19 protein-coding genes are annotated in these 20,218 nt (G+C 66.4%); 6 read left to right on the forward strand and 13 right to left on the reverse strand.

The genetic code is table 11. The features are described 5' to 3' along the window. The first annotated feature begins 21 nt into the window (after positions 1–21). The 4 genes from ABH900_RS18460 (at position 22) to ABH900_RS18475 (ending at position 1,831) form a co-directional block, all read left to right on the forward strand. Positions 22–474: a nucleoside deaminase gene (locus tag ABH900_RS18460; RefSeq protein WP_107231974.1), complete on the forward strand. Its 453-nt coding sequence runs from the start codon at positions 22–24 to the stop codon at positions 472–474. Between the two features lie 199 nt (positions 475–673). Then, positions 674–934 (forward strand): hypothetical protein, encoded by a 261-nt coding sequence (locus ABH900_RS18465; protein WP_429624573.1) that lies wholly within the window; start codon positions 674–676, stop codon positions 932–934. 73 nt (positions 935–1,007) lie between these two features. Next, positions 1,008–1,334, forward strand: a complete 327-nt coding sequence (locus ABH900_RS18470; protein WP_014038526.1) for a hypothetical protein — start codon at positions 1,008–1,010, stop codon at positions 1,332–1,334. A 74-nt stretch (positions 1,335–1,408) separates the two neighbouring features. Then, positions 1,409–1,831, forward strand: coding sequence for a low affinity iron permease family protein (locus tag ABH900_RS18475; protein ID WP_429624574.1), 423 nt, complete (start codon positions 1,409–1,411; stop codon positions 1,829–1,831). A 136-nt stretch (positions 1,832–1,967) separates the two neighbouring features. On the opposite strand, the gene smeF is transcribed toward ABH900_RS18475, so the two are convergent. From smeF to smeD, 3 genes are read right to left on the reverse strand one after another with little or no spacing between them, the layout of a single operon-like run. Further along, positions 1,968–3,368, reverse strand: coding sequence for a multidrug efflux RND transporter outer membrane subunit SmeF (gene smeF, locus ABH900_RS18480; RefSeq protein ID WP_429624575.1), 1,401 nt, complete (start codon positions 3,366–3,368; stop codon positions 1,968–1,970). A 57-nt stretch (positions 3,369–3,425) separates the two neighbouring features. Further along, positions 3,426–6,548, reverse strand: coding sequence for a multidrug efflux RND transporter permease subunit SmeE (gene smeE / locus ABH900_RS18485; protein WP_429624576.1), 3,123 nt, complete (start codon positions 6,546–6,548; stop codon positions 3,426–3,428). A gap of 12 nt (positions 6,549–6,560) precedes the next feature. Then, the gene (smeD, locus tag ABH900_RS18490) at positions 6,561–7,745 is read right to left on the reverse strand and encodes a multidrug efflux RND transporter periplasmic adaptor subunit SmeD (protein WP_429624577.1); all 1,185 of its coding nucleotides are present in this window, start codon (positions 7,743–7,745) and stop codon (positions 6,561–6,563) included. Positions 7,746–7,953: 208 nt separating this feature from the next. Here smeD and smeT point away from each other — a divergent pair, with 208 nt between their 5' ends. Beyond that, a complete protein-coding gene (gene smeT, locus ABH900_RS18495) occupies positions 7,954–8,613 on the forward strand; it encodes an efflux transporter SmeDEF transcriptional repressor SmeT (protein ID WP_429624578.1) in 660 nt (219 codons plus the stop codon). A 99-nt stretch (positions 8,614–8,712) separates the two neighbouring features. On the opposite strand, the gene hslU is transcribed toward smeT, so the two are convergent. The 8 genes from hslU to ABH900_RS18535 form a co-directional block, all read right to left on the reverse strand. Then, positions 8,713–10,086 carry an ATP-dependent protease ATPase subunit HslU gene (gene hslU / locus ABH900_RS18500; protein ID WP_429624579.1) on the reverse strand — a complete coding sequence of 458 codons (1,374 nt, stop codon included), beginning with the start codon at positions 10,084–10,086 and terminating at the stop codon, positions 8,713–8,715. A gap of 103 nt (positions 10,087–10,189) precedes the next feature. Beyond that, positions 10,190–10,741: an ATP-dependent protease subunit HslV gene (gene hslV, locus ABH900_RS18505; RefSeq protein ID WP_005411093.1), complete on the reverse strand. Its 552-nt coding sequence runs from the start codon at positions 10,739–10,741 to the stop codon at positions 10,190–10,192. A gap of 133 nt (positions 10,742–10,874) precedes the next feature. Beyond that, a complete protein-coding gene (xerC, locus tag ABH900_RS18510; protein WP_429624580.1) occupies positions 10,875–11,747 on the reverse strand; it encodes a tyrosine recombinase XerC in 873 nt (290 codons plus the stop codon). A 16-nt stretch (positions 11,748–11,763) separates the two neighbouring features. Then, a complete protein-coding gene (locus ABH900_RS18515) occupies positions 11,764–12,438 on the reverse strand; it encodes a DUF484 family protein (RefSeq protein WP_429624581.1) in 675 nt (224 codons plus the stop codon). Then, entirely contained in the window at positions 12,435–13,286 is an 852-nt protein-coding gene (dapF, locus tag ABH900_RS18520) for a diaminopimelate epimerase (RefSeq protein WP_429624582.1), read from the reverse strand. The genes ABH900_RS18515 and dapF overlap by 4 nt, the downstream gene beginning before the upstream one ends. Then, positions 13,279–13,551: an LPS translocon maturation chaperone LptM gene (gene lptM, locus ABH900_RS18525; protein WP_429624583.1), complete on the reverse strand. Its 273-nt coding sequence runs from the start codon at positions 13,549–13,551 to the stop codon at positions 13,279–13,281. Before lptM ends, dapF begins: the two co-directional genes overlap by 8 nt. Before the next feature lie 68 nt (positions 13,552–13,619). Next, positions 13,620–14,042: a YbaN family protein gene (locus ABH900_RS18530; protein WP_429624584.1), complete on the reverse strand. Its 423-nt coding sequence runs from the start codon at positions 14,040–14,042 to the stop codon at positions 13,620–13,622. A 54-nt stretch (positions 14,043–14,096) separates the two neighbouring features. Then, entirely contained in the window at positions 14,097–16,208 is a 2,112-nt protein-coding gene (locus ABH900_RS18535; protein ID WP_429624585.1) for a S9 family peptidase, read from the reverse strand. A gap of 141 nt (positions 16,209–16,349) precedes the next feature. Here ABH900_RS18535 and ABH900_RS18540 point away from each other — a divergent pair, with 141 nt between their 5' ends. Further along, positions 16,350–17,537 (forward strand): pyridoxal phosphate-dependent aminotransferase, encoded by a 1,188-nt coding sequence (locus ABH900_RS18540; protein ID WP_429624586.1) that lies wholly within the window; start codon positions 16,350–16,352, stop codon positions 17,535–17,537. Positions 17,538–17,693: 156 nt separating this feature from the next. Here the strand turns inward: ABH900_RS18540 and ABH900_RS18545 are convergent, their stop codons facing one another. Together ABH900_RS18545 and ABH900_RS18550 are read right to left on the reverse strand one after the other, a co-directional pair. After that, positions 17,694–19,790 (reverse strand): prolyl oligopeptidase family serine peptidase, encoded by a 2,097-nt coding sequence (locus ABH900_RS18545; RefSeq protein WP_429624587.1) that lies wholly within the window; start codon positions 19,788–19,790, stop codon positions 17,694–17,696. A gap of 69 nt (positions 19,791–19,859) precedes the next feature. Beyond that, entirely contained in the window at positions 19,860–20,183 is a 324-nt protein-coding gene (locus ABH900_RS18550) for a hypothetical protein (RefSeq protein WP_429624588.1), read from the reverse strand. Between the last annotated feature and the right edge of the window lie 35 nt (positions 20,184–20,218).

Raw genomic sequence — 20,218 nt, forward strand, 5'->3', positions numbered from 1 at the left:
CATGACTTACCGGAGCCCCGCATGATCACCACGCCCGACTACCAGGCCCTGCTGCAGACCGCCATCGCCGAAGCCCGCCAGGGCCTGGCCGAGGGCGGCGTGCCGATCGGCGCGGCGCTGTACCACAACGATGGCCGCCTGCTGGGCTGTGGCCACAACCGCCGCGTGCAGGAAGGCGACCCGTCCGTGCACGGCGAAACCGATGCCTTCCGCAAGGCCGGCCGCCAGCGCCGCTACCAGGACACCATCATGGTCACCACTCTGGCCCCGTGCTGGTACTGCTCGGGCCTGGTGCGCCAGTTCAACATCGGCACCGTGGTGGTCGGCGAATCGCGCACCTTCCAGGGTGGCATCGACTGGCTGCGCGGAAACGGCGTCAATGTGATCGATCTGGACAGCCAGGAATGCGTCGACCTGCTGGGTGGCTTCATTGCGCAGCATCCGGAGATCTGGAACGAAGACATCGGTGAATGAGCACCGCGCAGTCTCCTGTTGAACCCGCTTAATGAATGCTTCAGTGCCGGCACACCCTTATGCCGGCGGCGTTTGCGGTACTCGCCGTGAACCCGTGCACAGTCAGAGACCCGGCGTGCATACATCGCGGTAACACCCCACCCGGCCGGCGCGCCTAGGGTGGGGTTACCGGGCCCCCCCTTTCCCGGCGGAGCCAACCATGTGCGCGCACGCCCTATGTCCCGCGCCCGACCCGATCCTCGATGCCATCCGTGAGCGCCTGCAACAGCAGTACGCGCTGCATCGGCGCGGTGTGCTGTTCTGGGCCGCCTACCAGGGCCTGCAGCTGGAACTGGCCAATAACCACGCCTTTGACCACGTGCACCTGTGCAACGCGATGGCCGACATGGCCGAAGCGCTGGGTGCCGTCGAGCATGCGCAGTTGATAGGCAATCGCAACACCGGCTGCACACCGCGCTGACACGGCATGCACCGGCGCATACGCCACACTGCGATGAACCCCCACTCCCTCCTCTTCAACCGATTGGATCGACATGCACGCTGAAGTCCCCACCATTCCCCCGGTCATCAATGTCGACGCCGAGCTTGACCACTGGCGCCGTCAGCATGCCGACGGTGCGCTGCCCCACAACTCGTTCGGCTCCTATGTGCCGTGGATCAAGTTCGCCTGCGATTCGCTGATCACCCAGCCGCGCGCCAGCAATGCGCAGCGCGATGAGATGTTCCAGACCCAGTACGCCCTGCAGATCATGCCGCGGCTGAGTGAAGCCCAGGCCCGCGAATTCGTCGACCGCTGCTGGCAACACGTCTACCAGACCAGCCCGGTGCGCCTGCAGGACGCCCCGCGTCTGCGCGCCTGAACCACCCTGGCGGCTGCACGGCTCCTGCACACGCGGCTGCGGATCATCCTCGTCAACGGAGTGGAACGACGACGATGAAAGCACGGACTCTGTTCAACACGATCGCCAAGAAGTCGGCCACGGCCACGGGTTCGCCATGGACGTTCCTGGCCGCGGTGGCGATCGTCGTGGTCTGGGGCGTGACCGGCCCACTGTTCAATTTCAACGATACCTGGCAGCTGGTGATCAATACCGGCACCACCATCATCACCTTCCTGATGGTGTTCCTGATCCAGCACACGCAGAACGCGGACACTGCCGCGATGCAGATCAAACTGGACGAGTTGATCCGCGCCACCGCCGAGGCCAACAACGAACTGCTGGACCTGGAAGAGATAGACGAACAGCGGCTGGAGGAGATCCGCGCCGAATACGAGCAGATGGCACGCGAAGCGGGAGACGCGCTGGCACGTGTCCGCGCCTGCCACACCACGCGTCGCGACGATGAAGCGGTCTGACGGCAGCGCCAATCCGGCCAGCTCCACGACATTCCTGACCTGCCCCTGGTAGGTGCCAACCTTGGTTGGCACAGGGCCAGCCGGCGGCGCTGGCGCATCCGTGCCAACCAAGGTTGGCACCTACCAGAAGTGCCGCTCAGCTGCGCTCGTGCCAGCCGCCGCCCAGCACCTTGTACAGGCTGATGCGGTTGGCCTGCTGGGCCAGCTGCGCCTGCAGCTGCGTCTGCTGCGCGCTGTAGGCGGTACGCCGTGCATCAAGCAGGGTGACGAAACTGTCCAGGCCGGCGTCATAGCGGGCCTGCGACAGACGGTTGGCCTGCTCGGCCGCGTCCACCAGGCGCCCTTGTGCGCTCACCTGCTCATCCAGGCTGACATTCAGCGCCAACGCATCGGCGGTCTCGCGGAAGCCCACCTGGATCGCCTTCTCGTACTGCGCCAACGCGATATCACGATCAGCATTGGCGATGGCCAGGTTGGCGCGCAGCTTGCCGCCCTGGAAGATCGGCAGGGTGATCTTCGGCAGGAAGCTCCACACGCGGGTACCGCTGTCGAACAGGTTGGACAGCTCGGTTGAGCCGCTGCCGATGCTGCCGGTCAGCGAGATGCTCGGGAAGAATGCCGCGCGTGCTGCACCGATGTTGGCGTTGGCCGCCAGCAGCTGGTGTTCGGCGGCCATGATGTCCGGGCGCTGCAGCAGCACGTCACTGGGCAGGCCCGCCGGCGGCGGTGCCAGCGCGAGCAGCTGCGGCTCGATGCTGTCCGGCAGCAGCGCCGGATCGAGCTGGCCACCGGCGAGCAACGCCAACGCATTGCGGTCCTTGGCCAGTTGGCCGCGCAGGCGTGCGGCATCGCTGCGCGCGGTTTCAACCAGGGCGCGGGTCTGGGTCAACTCCAGCGCCGAACTGCCGCCGCGCTCGTGGCGGGCTTCGGCCAGGCGCAACGAATCCTCGTAGGTCTTCAGCGTCGCTTCGGCAATCTTCAGCTGCTGTGCGTCGGCACCATAGGTCAGCCAGGCGGTGGCGGTCTCGGCCACCAGACTCAGCTGCGCATTGCGCCGGTTCGCGGCCACGGCGAAATACTGCTGCAACGCAGCCTCGCTGAGGTTGCGCACGCGACCAAACAGGTCCAGCTCGAACTCGGCCACGCCGACACCGGCGCTGAACTGTTCGGTGACGCCCGCATCGGTGCCCTGGCGCTGCATCTGCCCGGTGACGCCGACGCCGGGTACGCGGTCGGCGCGCTGCACGCGGTACTGGCCCCGCGCGCGTTCCACGTTGAGCACGGCCACGCGCAGGTCACGATTGTTCTGCAGCGACTGCTCGATCACCTGCTGCAGGCGCGCATCGGTGAAGAAATCGCGCCAGCCGACGGCGGCGACATCGGCCACCTGGCCCTGCGCGGCCTCGGCCGGCCACTGCGCCGGAATCGCGGGGGCGACCGCGGTGTTCTTCGGCGCCAGGGTGGAGCAGCCGGCCAGCGCGAGCGCGGTGGCAATGGAAAGGAACAGGGATGTACTTTTCATGGGGATGACTTCCATCGGTACTGCCAGATGGCAGGAGGTAATGCCGGCCAGCGGCCGGCACTACCGATTCGCTTACGTCGAGGACTTGCGCTTGAACAGGCGCTGCACCACCACGAAGAACAGCGGCACGAAGAACACGCCGAGCACGGTGCCGACGATCATGCCGCCGAGCACGCCGGTGCCGATCGCCTGCTTGGCGCCGGAACCGGCACCGGTGGAGATCGCCAGCGGTACCACGCCCATGCCAAAGGCCAGCGAGGTCATCACGATCGGGCGCAAGCGGTCGCGCACGGCGTGCATGATCGACTCGATCAGGCTGGCGCCCTTCTCCAGGTTCTCCTTGGCGAACTCGACGATCAGGATCGCGTTCTTGCTGGTCAGGCCCACCGTGGTCAGCATCGCCACCTGGAAGTAGATGTCACGTTCCAGGCCCTTGAAGGTGTTGGCCAGCACCGCGCCGAGGATGCCCAGCGGAGCTGCCAGCAGCACTGCGGTCGGCACGCTCCAGCTTTCGTACATCGCGGCCAGGCACAGGAACACGATCATCAGCGACAGCGTGTACAGCAGCGGCGTCTGCGAACCGGCCTGGCGTTCCTGGTAGGACATCGCCGTCCATTCGATACCGAAGCCCGCCGGCAGCTGCTTGGCCAGCTGCTCGATCTCGGCCATGGCATCACCAGAGGCAATACCCGGGGCCGGTTCACCCTGGATTTCCATCGCCGACACACCGTTGTAGCGTTCCAGGCGCGGCGAACCGTAATCCCAGCGCTTGCTGGCGAACGCGCTGAACGGCACCATCTCGCCCTTGTCGTTCTTCACCGACCAGAGATCGAAGTCCTCCGGCACCATGCGGAACGGCTGGTCGGCCTGCACGAACACACGCTTGACGCGGCCGCGATCGACGAAGTCATCGATGTACGAGCTGCCCCACGCGGCAGCCAGCGTGCCGTTGATCTGGTCGATCGACAGCCCCAGCGAGGTCGCCTTGGCCGCATCGATATCGATACGGAACTGCGGCGTGTCCTCCTGGCCGTTCGGGCGCACGTTGGCCAGCTTCTTGCTGCCGGCGGCGAGGCCGAGCAGCTGGTTGCGCGCGGCCACCAGGGCCTCGTGACCCTGGCCACTGTTGTCCTTCAGGAAGAAGGTATAGCCCGAGGCGGTACCCAGTTCCGGAATGGCCGGCGGCGGGAAGGCGAAGATGAAGGCGTCCTTGATCTGTCCCAGTGCCGCCATCGCGCGCCCGGTGATCGGCATCACGCCATTGTTGGCGTCACGCTCGCTCCAGTCCTTCAGCTTGACGAAGGCCATGCCCGCGTTCTGGCCCATGCCGGCGAAGCTGAAGCCCTGCACCGAGAACACCGAGTCCACCGCGTCCTTTTCGTTCTGCAGGAAGTGGTTTTCCAGTGCCTGGATCGATTCCAGCGTGCGTTCCTGGGTGGCACCGACCGGTGCCTGCACCAGCGCCATCAACACGCCCTGGTCTTCATTGGGCAGGAACGAGCTGGGCAGGCGCACGAACAGCACGCCCATCAGCACGAACAGCGCCGCCACGATGCCCATGAAACGCCACGGGCGGTGGATGATGCCGCGCACGCCACGCTGGTAGCTGTCGCTGGTGCGGTCGAAGCCGCGGTTGAAACCATTGAAGAAGCGACCGGCCAGACCGCGATGGGCAACATGGTGCTCACCCTTCTTCAGCGGCTTGAGCATGGTCGCGCACAGTGCCGGGGTCAGCACGATGGCCACCAGCACCGACAACGCCATCGCCGATACGATCGTCGCCGAGAACTGCCGGTAGATCACGCCAGTGGAGCCGCTCATGAAGGCCATCGGCACGAACACCGCCGACAGCACCAGGCCGATGCCCACCAGCGCACCGGTGATCTGGCCCATGGACTTGCGGGTCGCTTCCAGCGGCGACAGTCCTTCCTCGGACATGATGCGCTCGACGTTCTCCACCACCACGATGGCATCGTCCACCAGCAGACCGATCGCCAGCACCATCGCGAACATGGTCAGCATGTTCACCGAGAAGCCCAGCACCGACAGCACGCCGAAGGTACCCAGCAGCACCACCGGCACGGCGATGGTCGGGATCAGGGTGGCGCGGAAGTTCTGCAGGAACAGGTACATCACCACGAACACCAGCACGATCGCTTCGATCAGGGTCTGCACCACGCCCTTGATCGACACGCGCACGAACGGAGTGGTGTCGTACGGGATTTCCGCCTTCAACCCGGCCGGGAAGAAGCTCTTCATGTCCTCCAGCGCGGCGTCCACGCCGGCGGCGGTATCCAGCGCGTTGGCGCCGGTGGCCAGGGTGACGGCCAGGCCGCTGGCCGGCTGGCCGTTGTAGCGGGTGACGAAGTCGTAGGACTCAGCACCCAGTTCAACGCGGGCGACGTCGCCCAGGCGAAGTTCGGCACCGTCCTGCGCGCCGCGCACGATGATGTTGCGGAACTGTTCCGGGGTCTGCAGGCGCGACTGCGCATTGATGGTGGCGTTGAGCTGCTGGCCCTTCACCGACGGCGCACCGCCGAGCTGGCCGATCGCCACCTGCGCGTTCTGTGCCTTGACTGCCGCAGTCACTTCGGCAACGGACAGGCCATAGGTATGCAGCTTGTTCGGGTCCAGCCAGATGCGCATGGCGTACTTGCCACCGAACACCTGGATGTTGCCCACGCCCGGCACGCGGCTCAGACGGTCAACGACATTGGAGCCGACGTAGTCGGCGATGTCGTTGGCGTCCATGCTGCCATTCTCGGACACGAACGCGATCACGTTCAGGAAGCCCGAGCTGGACTTGGCCACGTTGATGCCCTGCCGCTGCACTTCCTGCGGCAGCAGCGGCATCGCCAGCTGCAGCTTGTTCTGCACCTGCACCTGGGCAATGTCCGGGTTGGTGCCGCTCTCGAAGGTCAGGGTGATGGTGGCCTGGCCATTGGACGAGCTGTTGGAGGAGAAGTAGATCAGGCCATCAAGGCCCTTCATGTTCTGCTCGATGATCTGCGTCACCGAGTCCTCGACCACCTTGGCCGATGCACCCGGGTAGGTGGCGCTGATTTCCACCGCCGGCGGTGCAACGTTGGGGTACATCGAGACCGGCAGCTTGAACAGGGCCAGGCCGCCAGCGAGCATGATGATGATGGCGATGACCCACGCGAAGATGGGTCGATCGATGAAAAAGCGTGCCATGGGGTTCTCCGCTTACTTCGCGTCGCCGGCCGGAGCGGCAGGCTGGGCGGCGGCGTCCGGCTTGGCCGGAGCGGCGCCCTTCTCGGTGGCCTTGACCGGCATGCCGGGGCCGATCTTCTGCAGGCCTTCGACGATGACCTTGTCGCCGGCCTTCAGGCCGTCCTCGACCAGCCACTTGTCACCGACCGTGCGGCTGACCTTGACCGGTCGCACTTCGACCTTGCTGTCCTTGCCGACCACCATCGCCGTGGTGTCGCCCTTCGGGTCGCGGGCGATGCCCTGCATCGGCACCAGCACCGCGTCGCTGCGCACGCCGCCGCCGATCACCGCGCGCACGTACATGCCCGGCATCAGCAGACCGTCCGGGTTGTCGACCTTCACGCGCAGGGCGAAGCTGCCGGTGGCCGGATCGACGCTGACTTCGGAGAACTCCAGCGAGCCCTTGTGCTCGAAGGTGCTGCCGTCTTCCATCAGGATGCTGACCGGCAGCGTCTGGTTGTCCTGCAGGCGGCCGGCGGCCAGCTCACGGCGCAGCTGCAGCAGCTCGGCCGAGGACTGGGTCAGGTCGACGTAGATCGGGTCCAGCTGCTGCACGGTGGCCAGCGCCGTGGCCTGGCCGGCGCTGACCAGCGCACCCTGGGTGACGCTGGACTTGCCGATGCGGCCGCTGATCGGGGCGGTGATGCGGGCGTAGCCGAGGGTCACGTTGGCTGCGTCCAGCGAGGCCTTGGCGGCGCCGACGTCGGCCTCGGCCTGCTTCTGCGCGGCCACGGCGTTTTCCAGATCCTGCTGGCTGACCGCGTCGACCTTGGCCAGCTCGGTGATGCGCTTGGCGCTCAGGCGCGCGGCATTGGCGGTGGCTTCGGCACGGGCCAGCTGGGCACGGGCGCTGTTGGCCTGGGCGCGGTAGCTGGCATCCTCGATCTGATACAGCGGCTCGCCGGCCTTGACCATGCCGCCTTCAGTGAACAGGCGCTTGGCGACGATGCCGTTGACCTGGGGGCGCACTTCGGCGACCAGGAAGGCATTGGTGCGGCCGGGCAGCTCGCGGGTCAAGCCCACGGTCTCGGATGTCAGCGTGACCACGGTGACGTCACCCGGGCCCTGCTCGGGGGCCTGGGGTTGGCCGCCGCAGGCAGCCACGGTCGCGGCGATCGCCAGCGACAGCGCAATGGGTCGGATTCGGCTCAGCAACATGACGGAAAGGCTCTTAGGGGAAGGAATCTCAAAAAGCGCTGATACGAGGCGAAAGCACGCGCAGGCAACGCTCACCGGCGGGGAGTGGCAGCCAGAAAGGGCCTGCCACACGCACGACGGGAATGATGGGAACGAAATATACATACATGCGTGTTTGTTTGTAAACCGGTACAATTCAGCCACGTTTCACCCGCACTCGTACCCACCCATGGCCCGCAAGACCAAAGAGGACACCCAGGCAACCCGGGAAGGCATCCTTGACGCCGCCGAAGCCTGCTTCCATGAACACGGCGTGGCACGCACCACGCTGGAAATGATTGGTGCCCGCGCCGGCTATACCCGTGGCGCGGTGTACTGGCATTTCAAGAACAAGAGCGAGGTGCTGACCGCGATCGTCGAGCGCGTGCACCTGCCCTTCATGCAGGAACTGGAGCGCACCTCCAGCGACCAGCGCGACACCCCGGTGCATGACCTGCGCGCGGTGATGATCCACTCGTTCATCGAGCTGTCCGAGGACGAGCGTCTGCGCAAAACCATGGAGATCATGCTGCGCAGCGATGCCTCGGCCGACACCAAGGTGCTGACCGAGCTGCAGCAGGCAGGCTTCCGCGATGCGCTGGAACGGATGGAGCGCGCTCTGCGCCGCGCCAGGGACCTGGGCCAGCTGCGCGACGGCGCCGACCCGAAGATCGCCGCGCGCATGCTGCACGCGACCATCCTCGGCGTGCTGCACGGCGCGATGGTCGAACCGGACCTGATGGATCTCAAGCGCGACGGTATGCTCGCGCTGGACATGACCCTGGCCGCCTACGTGAAGGATGGCGTGTTCGTGCCGGGCACGGTGCCCGAGCCGTTGCCGGAGGCGTGAGGGTCGCCGGGCATGGCCCGGCGCTGCCGTGGTAGATCCACGCCATGCGTGGATGCGAAGGGACAAACAGAAAAGGCCGCCTTTCGGCGGCCTTCTGCATTACAGGATGTAGCGGCTCAGGTCCGGGTCCTGTACCAGCTCCCCCAGATGCGAATCGACGTAGGCGCTGTCGATGGCCAGGGTTTCACCATCACGGTCCGGTGCCTCGTAGCTGAGCGAATCCAGCAGGCGCTCCAGCACGGTGTGCAGGCGACGGGCACCGATGTTCTCCTGGCGCTCGTTCACCTGGAAGGCGATCTCGGCCAGGCGGTCGATGGCGTCGGCGGTGAAGCTGACCTTGACGCCTTCGGTAGCCAGCAGCGCTTCGTACTGCTTGGTCAGCGCGGCCTTCGGCTCGGTCAGGATGCGCACGAAATCGTTCTTGCTCAGCGCACCCAGCTCCACTCGGATCGGGAAACGACCCTGCAGCTCCGGAATCAGATCGCTGGGCTTGGCCAGGTGGAACGCGCCCGAAGCGATGAACAGGATGTGGTCAGTCTTGATCGTGCCGTACTTGGTGGACACGTTGGAGCCTTCCACCAGCGGCAGCAGGTCGCGCTGCACGCCTTCGCGGGAGACATCGCCGCCGCCCACGTTATCGCCACGCTTGGCGACCTTGTCGATCTCGTCGATGAAGACGATGCCGTGCTGCTCGCAGGCCTCGATCGCCGCAGTGCGGATATCGTCCTCGTTGACCAGCTTGCCGGCTTCTTCCTCGATCAGCAGCGGACGCGCGGCCTTGATGGTCAATGTGCGCTTGTGCGCCTTGGCGCCACCGCCGAGGTTGGCGAACATCGACTTCAGCTGCTGGCCCATTTCCTCCATGCCCGGCGGGGTCATGATGTCCATGCTCACATTCGCAGCCAGGTCCAGCTCGATCTCGCGCTCGTCCAGTTCACCGTTGCGCAGCATCTTGCGGAACTTGATGCGGGTCTCGTTGTCCTGCGCGGACGGCTCGTTGCGCGCCACTTCCGGATCGAAACCGATACCGCCGCTGCGACGCGGCAGCAGCGCATCGAGGATGCGGTCTTCGGCGCGCTCTTCGGCCTGGGTACGCACGCGCACCTTGGCCTGTTCGCGATAGAGCTTCACTGCGGTATCGGCCAGGTCGCGGATGATCTGCTCGACGTCCTTGCCAACGTAGCCGACTTCGGTGAAGCGGGTGGCTTCGACCTTCACGAACGGCGCGTTGGCCAGCGTGGCCAGTCGACGCGCGATCTCGGTCTTGCCGACGCCGGTCGGGCCGATCATCAGGATGTTCTTCGGCATCACTTCATTGCGCAGCTCAGGCACCAGTTGCATGCGGCGCCAGCGGTTGCGCAGGGCGATGGCCACCGCGCGCTTGGCGTCGTGCTGGCCCACGATGTGCCGGTCCAGTTCCTGCACGATCTCGCGCGGGGTCATGGTGGCGGAGGAAACTTCGATCTTCGACATGGATGTGCTCACGAATTCGTTGTCGGTAGTGCCGGCCGCTGGCCGGCAACCAGGCATGCGTGTGGGGGCTCATGAGGTTGCCGGCCAGCGGCCGGCACTACCCTCACAGCTCCTCGACCACCACGTTGCGGTTGGTATAGATGCAGATGTCGCCGGCGATGCCGATCGCTTCGCTGGCGATGGTGCGTGCATCCAGCTCGGTGTGGGCCATCAGCGCGCGGGCGGCGGACAGGGCATACGAACCACCAGAACCGATGGCGATGATGCCGTCCTCCGGCTCGATCACATCGCCGGTGCCACTGATGATCAGCGAGGTCTCCTTGTCGGCGACCGCCAGCAGGGCTTCAAGCTTGCCCAGGCGGCGCTCGGTGCGCCAATCCTTGGCCAGTTCGACTGCAGCGCGCTGCAACTGGCCGTGCTTTTCCAGCTTGGCCTCGAACAGCTCGAACAGGGTGAAGGCATCGGCGGCGGCACCGGCGAAGCCGGCCAGCACCTGGCCATCACGACCGAGGCGGCGCACCTTGCGCGCATTGCCCTTCATCACGGTGTGGCCCAGCGTGACCTGGCCGTCGCCGGCGATGGCCACGTGCTCGCCGCGGCGGACGCAGACGATGGTGGTGGCGTGGAAAACGTTGGGGTTCTGACTGGGGTCCATGCGGCCTCCGATAGCTGTTCCCGGGACATGGGGACAGCGCCGGGTGCGATCAAGCCTGCGCGGATGGCTTCCGTTCAGCGGCGCCGCTGTGCTCGGCGGGCATGGCCCGGCGGATGCCGGAAGCGCGGCGCCCTTACCGGCGGCGTTTGGCGCGCGGATGTGCGGCGTCGTAGACCTTGGCCAGGTGCTGGAAGTCCAGGTGGGTGTAGATCTGCGTGGTGGCGATGTCGGCATGCCCCAGCAGTTCCTGCACGCCGCGCAGGTCGCCGGAGGATTCCAGGATGTGGCTGGCGAAACTGTGCCGCAGCATGTGCGGATGCACGTGCTTGAACAGGCCCTGGCGCTGTGCCAGCTGGCGGATACGGATCTGCACCGCACGCTGGCTGATCGGCCCGTTGCGGCCGGGGAATACCGGCGTGGCAGGGCCGCCGCCGCTTTCCGCACGCCATGCCTGCAACGCTTCACGCGCCGGCCGCCCGAACGGCACCCGGCGTTCGCGGTTGCCCTTGCCCATCACGTTGACCAGGCCGCTGGCAAAATCGAGGTCGCGCCAGGTCAACGCACACACCTCGCTCAGGCGCAGCCCGGAGGAATAGAACAGCTCCAGCAGCGCGCGGTCGCGACGCCCAAGCTCGCCCTCCGGTTCCAGTTCGACCAGCTGCACGGCTTCATCGGCATCGAGCACCTGCGGCAACCGTCGCGGCGCGCGCGGCGCCTTCAGCGTCGCTGCCGGGCTGGCCTCGATGCGCCCGTGCTTGAGCAACCAGGCATAGAAGCTACGGCACGCCGACAGCCGGCGCTGCAGGCTCTTGGCCGACAGGCCACGGCGATGCTCATCGGCGACAAACTGGCGCACGGCGTCGGCATCGAGTGCCTCCACCGCCACGCCACGCGGCTCTGCCCACAGCGACAGCGCATCCAGGTCGCGGCGGTAGGCATCGAGCGTATGCGCCGACATCCGCCGCTCCACCTGCAGGTGCTGCAGAAAGGCCTGTACCGCGCTCATCGCCAGCGTGTCCTGCTCAGTCCGCGAAGCGCTTCAGGGCCGTGGCCAACGCCTCGCCCATCATGCGCAGGAACAGCGTGCCCATGCCCGGGTAGAAGCGATTCGGATCGTGGCTGCCGACCGCGATCAGGCCCACACCCGGCTGCGGCAGCAATGCGGTGGTCTGCACTTCCTCGCTGCGCACGCCATACAGCACGGCGTTCTTTTCCGGTTGCAGGCGGCCGCAGATCGGCTCGCCGTCCTTCAGGCAATCGCGGAACGGGCCCAACTGCGGATCATCGGCAGCGATCACCTGCAGCCAGTCGGCCTGCTCCAGACCGGCCACCGGCGCGTGCACCACCAGCCGCACCAGGTCGCCGGCAAAGTCTTCCTGCAATGATGCGGCCATCGCACGCAGGGTGTCGGCGGCGTTGTCCTGCTTCATCAGCGCCAGGGTCAGCTGGTGCGTGCGCACCGCCAGGCGTTCATTGACCTGGGCCGTGGCACCCAGATCGGCCAACCGTCGTGCCAGCTCGCGGTTCTTCTCGCGCAGCACTTCCAGCTGGTAGCTGGCCAGCGACGCCGTCGGGCCATCGTCGCGTGGCACCACCAGGGTCAGCGCCAGGTCCGGGAACTGCTTGAGGAAGCCCGGATGGCGCCGCAACCAGGCAGCGACTTCGTGGGCCCCGAGCTTGTCGACGGTTTCGGTCATGCGATCCACTCCCCTTCGAAGACGAATGCGGTCGGGCCGGCCATCACCACCGGCTGGCCATCACCGGGCCATTGGATGCGCAGGTCGCCCCCCGGCAGGCTGATGCATGCATCGTGCTGCAGGCGGCCGCGCTGCATCAGGGTGACTGCGGCGGCGCAGGCGCCACTGCCGCAGGCCAGGGTTTCGCCGACGCCACGCTCGAACACGCGCAGGCGCGCATGCTCCGGGCTCATCACCTGGGCAAAACCCACGTTCACCGAGCGCGGGAACGAGGCATGCTGCTGCAGCAGTGAACCGACCCGCTCGACCGGTGCGGCATCGATCAGGCCCACTTCGATCACCGCATGCGGATTGCCCATCGACACGGCAGCGAAACGCACGCTCTCGCCCTGCAACGGCAGCAGATACTCCTCGCGCGCGTGAGCGAAGCCCATCAGCGGTACATTGGTCGGCTCGAACGCGGGCACGCCCATGGTTACCGCGAACTGGCCATCGCCCAGTACCTTCACTTCGTGGCTGGCCAGCGGGCTGTCAATGACGAACGCGTCGCCCTGCGCACTCCCATCGCGCACCAGCCAGGCCGCGATGCAGCGTGCGCCATTGCCACACTGCTCCGAATTGGAGCCGTCGGCGTTCCAGATACGGTACGAGGCCACCGAGCCTTCCGCGCGCGGCGCTTCGATGGTCAGGATCTGATCGCAGCCGACGCCGGTATGGCGGTCGGCCAGGCGCGCGGCCAGTTCGGGTGTCGGTGGCGCGGTGCCGTCTCGCAGGTCGATCACTACGAAATCGTTGCCTGCACCATGCATCTTGCTGAAGCGCAGCGCCTTGGAACCGGCCTTACTCATTCCCGCCGTCCACCTTCTTCGCCGGCGCAGGCGCTGGCTGGGTCGTCGCTGCGGCCGGGTCCACGGTGGTGGCCGGGGTGCCAGTGCCCTGGGTCTGCGCCGGGGTCGCCTCGGTCGCGGGCTCGGCAGCCGGTTCAACCGTCTCTTCCACCGGCACCGGCTTCTGCGGCAGTACCAACGGGCCCTTGTTGCCGCAGGCGGCGAGGAACAGCAGCGAGGCCGCTGCCAGCGGAATCAGGATGACGTTTCGATGGGGGATCTTCATGCCCCGAGTATAGCCATTGGCGCCTGAGCGTTTGGTGCAGGGCGGCGCGCCACGCATCCGGCGGGCGATCATTGCCTTGGCGGCAGCGGCCGGGTCCACAACCAGATCGCCACCACGGTCATGCTGCCGATCGAGAACCACTTGACCCAGGCGATCGGCACACACCACAGCATGATGCCGGCGCACACCGCCATGGTGATCGTGGCCATCCACTTGCCGTAGCGGCTGACCGCCCCGTGTGCCTGCCAGTTGGCGATGGCCGGGCCGAAGCGGGGATGCTGCAGCAACCAGGTGTGCAGCCGCTCTGAACCCCGCGAGGCGGCCCAGGCCGAGATCAGGATGAATACGGTGGTCGGCAGGCCCGGCACGAAGATGCCAACGATGCCGGTGCCCAGGCTGACATAAGCCAGCAGCCACCAGGCCCAACGGAATCGCACCACGCGCGGCGGCGTGGCGGGATCGCGGGGAGCGGGTGGTCCGGGTGGGCTCATGGCCGCAAGGATAACGGTTCGGGGTGCCAGGCAACGCCCGGCACCCCCTCGACATCAGGGTTGGGCGATGCCCAGCTGCTGCAGCACGAACGCGTACGACTCGGACAGTTCGCGGTAGCGCTGGAAGCGCCCCGACTTGCCGCCGTGACCGGCTTCCATGTTGGTACGGAACAGGATCGGGTAATGGCCGGTGTTGTCGTCACGCAGCTTGGCCACCCACTTGGCCGGTTCCCAGTACTGCACCTGCGAATCCCACAGGCCGGTACCCACGAACAGCGCCGGATAGGCCTGCTGCTGCACGTTGTCGTAGGGCGAGTAGGACAGCATGTAGTCGTAGTACGGCTTCTGCTCCGGATTGCCCCATTCGTCGTATTCGTTGGTGGTCAGCGGGATGGTCGGATCGAGCATGGTGGTGACCACGTCCACGAACGGTACCTGCGCCACCATCACCCGGTAGTCCTGCGGCGCCTGGTTGGCCACCGCACCCATCAGCAGGCCACCGGCGCTGCCGCCGGACGCGGCCACTCGGTCTTTCGCCGCCCAGCCCTGTGCCACCAGCGCGCGGGTGACGTCGATGAAGTCGTTGAAGGTGTTCTGCTTGTGCAGCAGCTTGCCGGTCTCGTACCAGTCGCGCCCCATTTCCTGGCCACCGCGGATGTGGGCGATGGCATACACCACGCCACGATCCAGCAGGCTCACCGCCGTCTGGTTGAAATACGGGTCCATCGACATGCCATAGCTGCCGTAGGCGTACTGGAACAGCGCGCCCTTGCCGTCCTTCTGGTAACCCTTGCGGTAGACCAGCGACACCGGCACCTTCACGCCATCGCGCGCGGTCACCCACACCCGGTCGGTTTCGTACTTCGATGCGTCATAGCCGATCACTGGCTGCACCTTCAGCTGGCGACGCTCGCCGGTGGCGGTGTTCAGCTCAAACACCGTGGTCGGGGTGGTCATCGAGGTGTAGACGTAACGCAGCCACGGCGTGTCGGCCTCGGTGTTGTCGCCCAGGCCCATCGAATAGGCCGGCTCGTCGGCCTTCACGTAGTCGCTGCGGCCGTCCTTGAACAGCAGGCGGATGCGCTCCAGCCCCTCGGAACGCTCGGCGATGGCGGTGTAGCTGTCGAACAGCTCGAAGCCTTCGATGAACACCGTATCGTCGTGGGCGATCCAATCTTTCCACTGCGCGCGCGAGCTGGCATCGGTCGGTGCAGTGACCAGTTTGAAATTCTTCGCGCCATCGTTGGTGCGGATCACCCAGCGGCCGTCGTAGTGGTCGGCATCGTATTCGACGTCGCGCTGGCGCGGCGCCAGCACGGTGAACGTGGTCGGATCGCTGGCCGGCGCATAGCGCTCTTCCGAGGACACGGTGCTGTGCACGCCGATGGTGATGAAGCGATCGTCGCGGGTGCGGCCGATGCCCATGTAGAAGCTGTCGTCCTTCTCTTCGTAGACGACGGTGTCGGCGCTGGCCGGGGTGCCCAGCACGTGCTTCTTGACGCGCACGGTCAGCAGCGTTTCCGGGTCGTTCTCGACGTACAGCACGGTGCGGTTGTCGTCGGCCCAGACCAGGTCGCCCGAACTGCCGGTGATCACATCCGGCAGCACCTGGCCGGTGCGCAGGTCCTTGAAACGGATCGTGTACTGGCGGCGGCCCACGTCATCATCGGCCCACGCCAGCAGCTGGTTGTCCTGGCTGACATCCATCGCGCCGACACTGAAGTAGCCCTTGCCCGCGGCCATCGTGTTGACGTCCAGCAGGATTTCCTCGGCCGCCTCCATGCTGCCCTTGCGGCGCGCGTGGATCGGATAGTCCTGGCCGGTCTCGTAGCGGCTGTAGTACCAGTAACCGCGCTCGCGCGCCGGCACGCTGGCATCGTCCTGCTTGATGCGGCCGACGATCTCCTTGTACAGCGTGTCTTCCAGCGGCTTCAACGGTGCCAGCAGCTGGTCGGCGTAGGCATTCTCGGCCTGCAGATAGGCCAGCATGGCCTTGTCCTCGCGCTTGTCATCGCGCAGCCAGTAATAGTCGTCGTTGCGGGTCGCGCCGAACGGCGCCTTGACCACGTGCGGACGCTTCTCGGCATCCGGCGGAACGGGCGGGGTGGCGGCGGTAGCGGTGCTGGTCATCAGGCTCGCAAGCAACAGGCAGAGGGTGGAGTTCATGAAATAGGGTTCCTGGTGCGGTTACGCAATGGCGTCCGTGGCGTAGGTAGAGTCGAGCTTGCTCGACTGACCGCAACAGCAGTCGAGCAAGCTCGACTCTACCACCGCTCGGCGGGCCCATTCCGGGCGTACCATGGGTGCATGAGTACCGTGCCCCCCACGCCGGGCTACAGCCGGCGCAGCCATGAAATCGCCCCGTTCCACGTGATGTCGCTGCTGGCCCGCGCTCAGGCGCTGGAACAGGCAGGCCACGACGTGATCCATCTGGAGATCGGCGAACCGGACTTCACCACCGCCGAACCGGTCGTGCGCGCCGGCCAGGCCGCGCTCGCCGCCGGCCACACCCGCTACACCGCCGCGCGCGGCCTGCCCGCCCTGCGCCAGGCAATCAGCGGTTTCTATCGCAGCCACTATGGGCTGGACATCGACCCCGAACGCATCCTGGTCACCCCCGGCGGCTCCGGTGCGCTGCTGCTGGCCAGCAGCCTGCTGGTCGATCCCGGCCGCCACTGGCTGCTGGCCGACCCCGGCTATCCGTGCAACCGTCACTTCCTGCGCCTGGTGGAAGGGGGCGCGCAACTGGTACCTGTCGGGCCGGACACCGCTTACCAGCTCACGCCACCGCTGGTGCAACAGCACTGGAATGCGGACAGCGTCGGTGCGCTGGTCGCCTCGCCCGCCAATCCCACCGGCACGGTGCTGTCGGCCGATGAACTGGCGGCGCTGTCGAAGACCCTGCACGCGCGGGGCGGCCACCTGGTGGTCGATGAGATCTATCACGGCCTGACCTATGGCCTGGAAGCCCCCAGCGTTCTGCAGGTCGATGACAGCGCGTTCGTACTGAACAGCTTCTCCAAATACTTCGGCATGACCGGCTGGCGCCTGGGCTGGCTGGTGGCGCCGCCAGCCGCAGTGCCCGACCTGGAGAAGCTGGCGCAGAATCTGTACATCAGCGCCTCCAGCATCGCCCAGCACGCGGCCCTTGCCTGCTTCAGCGAGGAATCGATGGCGATCTTCGAACAGCGCCGCGAAGCCTTCCGCCAGCGCCGCGACTTCCTGCTGCCCGCGCTGCGCGAACTGGGCTTCCGTATCGAGGTCGAACCGCAGGGCGCGTTCTACCTGTATGCCGATGTCAGCGCGTTCACCGACGACGCACAGGCGTTCTGCGCGCACTTCCTGGAAACCGAGCACGTGGCGTTCACCCCCGGCCTGGATTTCGGCTTCCACCGCGCCAATCAGCATGTGCGCCTGGCCTATACGCAGGAAGTACCGCGGTTGCAGGAGGCGGTGGCGCGGATCGCGCGCGGGCTGCGGAGCTGGGGCGCCTGATCGCCCGGCGCGAACGGCATCCACGCATGGCGTGGATCTACTGCCAGCATGCACGCCCTGCGTGGAGGGCATCACCGCGCACCGGTAGATCCACGCCATGCGCGGATGCACGGACGCAACGAAAAAAGCCGCCCGGGGGCGGCGTTTTTCATTCCATCACTTACCGCCGAGGCGTTCCCACAGGAAGCTGTAGGCCAGCGCCGACATGTGTGCGGCCTGCGCGTTGTTGGCTGCACCGCCGTGGCCGCCTTCGATGTTCTCGTAGTAGGTCACGTCCTTGCCGGCGTCGATCATCTTCGCCGCCATCTTGCGGGCATGGCCCGGATGCACGCGGTCATCGCGGGTGGAGGTGGTGAACAGCACCGGCGGGTAGCTCTTCTTCGCGTTGAACAGGTGGTACGGCGAGAAGGTCTTGATGAATTCCCAGTCACTGGTATCCGGGTTGCCGTACTCGGCCATCCACGAGGCACCGGCCAGCAGATGGCTGTAGCGCTTCATGTCCAGCAGCGGCACCTGCACCACCACCGCACCGAACAGCTCCGGGTACTGGGTCAGCATGTTGCCGGTCAACAGGCCACCATTGCTGCCACCCTGCACACCCAGGTGCTTGGCGGTGGTGATCTTGCGCTTGACCAGATCGCGTGCCACGGCGGCCATGTCTTCATAGGCCTTGTGACGGTTCTGCTTCAGCGCTGCCTGATGCCAGCGCGGGCCATACTCGCCACCGCCACGGATGTTGGCGACCACGTACACGCCGCCCTTCTCCAGCCACGCGCGGCCCATGCCACCGGAGTAGCTCGGGGTCAGCGAGATCTCGAAGCCACCATAGCCGTACAGCAGGGTCGGGTTGGAGCCATCGAGCTTCATCGCCCTGTCGTGCACCACGAAGTACGGCACGCGGGTGCCATCCTTGCTGGTGGCGAAATGCTGCTCGATCACCTTGCCCTTGGCATCGAAGAAGGCCGGCATGGTCTTCAGCGTTTCCGGCGCCTGGCCGATCTCGGCCAGCGCCAGCGTGGTCGGGGTCAGGTAGTCGGTGGCGGTCAGCCACACCGCATCGCTGTCATTGCCGTCCACCGCCGCCACGCCCAGCGTGCCGAACGCCGGCGCGCCGACGAAACGGCTGGTCTGCCAGCCATTGGCGCCCGGGGTCAACACCGACAGGCGGTTCTTGACGTCGTCCAGGACATTCAGCACCAGATGGCTCTTGGTCCAGGTGGCACTGGCCAGCGAGGTGGTCGCGGTCGGGGTGAACAGCACCTCGAAGTCGCGCTTGCCGGCCAGGAAGTCGTCCAGCTTCGTCGCCAGCAGCGACCCGGACGCGTAGGTCTTGCCGCCTACGGTCCACGGATCACGCAGCTCCAGCGTCAGCCACTGCTTGTGCAGGCCCTTCTCGGCCGAGTTCGGCGCGTCGATCTTGGTCAGCGTGCCATCGTCGCCGCGCAGGTAGATCTCGTTGTTGTAGAACGCCAGCGTGCGGCTGACCAGGTTGCGTTCGAAGCCCGGGGTGTCATCGTGCATCGCCGCGATGTACATGTCTTCCGGCTTGCCTTCATAGACCACGCTGGCCGAGGCCATCGGCGTGCCGCGCTTCCACAGCTTGGCCACGCGCGGATAGCCGGAGGTGGTCATCGTACCGGTGCCGAAATCGGTGTAGACGAACACCGTGTCGCGGTCGATCCAGTTCAGGCCTCCCTTCGATTCCGGACGGAAGAAGCCATCCTTGATCCAGGTCTTGTTGGCCAGGTCGAACTCGCGGGTGACGTCGGCGTCGGCGCCGCCGCGCGACAGCGCGATCAGGCAGCGACTGTAATCCGGGCGCAGGCAGTCGGCGCCGTGCCAGACCCAGTTCTCACCCTCGGCCTTGTTCAGTGCGTCCAGGTCGAGCACGGTTTCCCACTGCGGCGATGCCTTGCGGTACTCGGCCAGGGTGGTGCGGCGCCACAGGCCGCGCTCGTGCTGCTGGTCCTTCCAGAAGTTGTAGTAGTAATCGCCGATCTTCTGCACGCCAGGAATCTTGGCATCGGAGTCGAGCACTTCGCGGATGCTGGTCTCCATCTGCTTGAAGGCCGGGGTCTGCGCCAGGCGCGCCTCGGACTTGGCGTTCTGCTCCTTGACCCAGGACAGCGGCTTGTCGCCGGTGACGTCCTCCAGCCAGGCGTAGCGATCGGTGTCTTCAGCGGCCACGGCGGTCCCCACCGAGGCAGCGGTCATCATGCCGGCCAGCAGGCAGGCGGAAGCGAGTCGTGACATTGCAGCTCCAGGCAGTCATAAGCCGTGGAACGCTAGCACGGAACGTCGCAACCGCCCCCGTGTCGAAGGTCAGGCCGCCGCAGCCCGGCTGCGCCGACCGCGTACGGACGTGGCCGTCCGGCGCCGCGCCTGTCCACCGGTACGCCGCACCAGCCGCAGCCACGACAGGCGCGGCAGCGGAAAACGCAGCAGCGCCCACCAGGCCGACAGCGGCATGCCCACCAGCCACATCGGCAGCCAGCCCAGCCATGCGTTGCTGCCACGTGCGGCCGGCCAGACCAGCACCAGCGCCAGCCCTGCCAGAGCCAGCTGCCGCACACAGCGCAGCAGACGCGGATCGGCGCACTCGCTGACGCGTTCAGTTGCGGGGCGACGGACGGAACGTGCGTTCATGGGCCTTCTCCGGTAGACAATGCAACACAGCTTGG

This window comes from Stenotrophomonas sp. AN71 (assembly GCF_050435725.1).
Lineage (GTDB): Bacteria > Pseudomonadota > Gammaproteobacteria > Xanthomonadales > Xanthomonadaceae > Stenotrophomonas.